The 2,288-nt window shown below is 47.2% G+C and carries 2 protein-coding genes; both read left to right on the top strand.

The features are described 5' to 3' along the window. On the top strand, nt 1–1,083 hold a 1,083-nt coding region (locus tag AC06L3_RS08420; RefSeq protein WP_475670178.1), incomplete at its 5' end, for an LptF/LptG family permease. Nucleotides 1,084–1,103: 20 nt separating this feature from the next. Next, the coding region (locus AC06L3_RS08415) for a NupC/NupG family nucleoside CNT transporter (RefSeq protein WP_475670177.1) at nt 1,104–2,288 on the top strand (1,185 nt) is incomplete at its 3' end.

The raw sequence follows: 2,288 nt of genomic DNA, 5'->3' as shown, positions 1-2,288 counted from the left end.
AATTTCAGGATAACCCTGATAGACAAATACATAATCAAGAAGTTCCTGAGCACTTTCTTTGTTGCTCTGCTTCTGATAATAGGTATTGTCATAATCTTTGATATAAGTGAGAAGATAGACCATTTCGTTGACAGCAATGCTCCGCTGGCCCTGGTAATCAATTACTATTGCAATTTCGTGCCGTATTTCTCGAACATGTTCAGCTCTCTGTTCGTGTTCATCACCGTGATTTTCTTCACCTCCAAGCTTGCCGGAAACAGTGAGATAGTGGCCATTCTGGCAGGAGGCATTTCGTTTAAGAGACTTATGTATCCGTATTTCATATCGGCGGCAATCATTGCAGTGTTCTCGCTTACGCTCAACCTGTGGGTAATTCCGCCTGCAAACAAGAGCCGTCTGGCGTTCGAGAAGAAATACGTCAAGGACAAATATTCCGAATTCGGCAGGAACATGCACTATCAGATAAAACCCGGTGTGTTCATGTATGCCGAATCGTTCAGCCCTACATACAATACGGCTTATAATTTCACGCTTGAAACAATTCAGGACAACAGGATAGTTTCCAAACTTTCTGCCGACCAGGCGCAGTGGGACTCCCTCAAGCAGTGCTGGAATCTCAAGCAATACAGTCTGAGAACCTTTGTAGGTGACTGGCAGAAAGTTGATGTGGGTGAGACCATGGATACAAGCATCGTCATTACGGTTGAGGATTTCTACAGGAGGCAGAACATAGTGGAGCAGTTGAATTTCCGCGAATTGAATGAGCTGATAGACATGCAGGAACTAAGGGGGGACCAGATGGTCAAGTATGCGCTAATAGAAAAGCACATGCGTTTTGCAATGCCTTTCTCGGCGTTCATCCTCACCTTGATAGGAGTTTCGCTCTCATCAAAGAAAAGGCGGGGAGGAATAGGACTCAACATTGGAATAGGAATAGCCCTGAGCTTTTCGTACATACTCTTCCTGCGTTTCAGCCAGATGTTCGTGCATACGGGCGCATTGCCGCCCGGGATAGCTCTATGGCTGCCTAACATAATCTATGCTGCAATTGCGGCCTTCCTATACAAGATTGCACCGAAATAATGATAAACCTATATAAACCTATGAAAAAACTACTAATTGGAGTATTGATGCTGCTGTTTGCCGTGTGTGCCTACGCACAGCAGGACAGCGTTCAAACCGCACAGGACAGTTCGGCCGTAGCTGCGGCGCAGAACATAACGGTAATAAACGAAACCGAAAACAGAGTTGCCATTGAGGAAGCTCCGGAACTTGCAGCCCCCGGGAACCCTTATAAGGACATAATATTGAAAAAAGCCTTTGCTTTTGATATATGGTCGATTCTTCGCGGATTGCTGGGCATTCTGGTTGTGGTGGCCATTGCATGGCTGTTCAGCATGGACCGCAAGCATATAGACTGGGGTACGGTTGCAAAGGCACTTGGACTGCAGTTCATAATTGCCGTAAGCGTTCTCATGTTCCCTGCAGTTCAGAGCTTCTTTGAGATATGCGGGAAATGCTTTGTGGCAGTGCTTGACTGGACAAAGTTAGGCACGAACTTCCTGCTTGGCCCGCTTACCGATACCACCAGGTTCGGATACGTATTCGCATTCAACATACTTCCTACAATCATCTTCTTCTCCGCTCTCACCAGCCTGTTCTTCTACCTTGGAATACTGCAGAAGGTTGTGTACGGACTTGGATGGTGCCTGTCAAAGGTCATCAAACTTTCAGGTGCGGAGTCACTTTCCTGCGTAGGCAACATTTTCCTTGGTCAGACCGAGGCACCGCTGATGGTGAAGGAGTTCATTCCTTCAATGACAAAGTCCGAGGTCATGCTCATTATGACTTCCGGAATGGCAACGATGAGCGGCGGAGTTCTTGCAGCATACATAGGAATGCTTGGCGGTGGAGATCCTGTAATGGAGATAGAGTTTGCAAAGCATCTTCTCAGCGCATCGGTGATGGCTGCACCGGGTGCGATTGCAATGGCAAAGATAGTATTGCCACAAACGGAGCCTATTGACAACGCTCTCAAGGTATCAAAGGAAAAACTTGGCAGGAACGTTCTGGATTCCATCTCGAACGGAGCCACAGACGGATTCAAACTTGCCGCCAACGTTGCTGCAATGCTGCTCGTGTTCTATGCGCTCATAGCAGGATTCAACTACATTTTCGGACTGGTTGGCAACTGGACAGGCCTCAACTCTCTCATTGCAAGTGCAACTGACGGAAGGTTCACAGGCATTTCATTGCAGTTCATCCTGGCATACGTGTTCTATCCTGTA

This window comes from Candidatus Egerieousia sp., from assembly GCF_056211015.1.
This window is presented reverse-complemented; position numbering and strand designations above follow the sequence as displayed.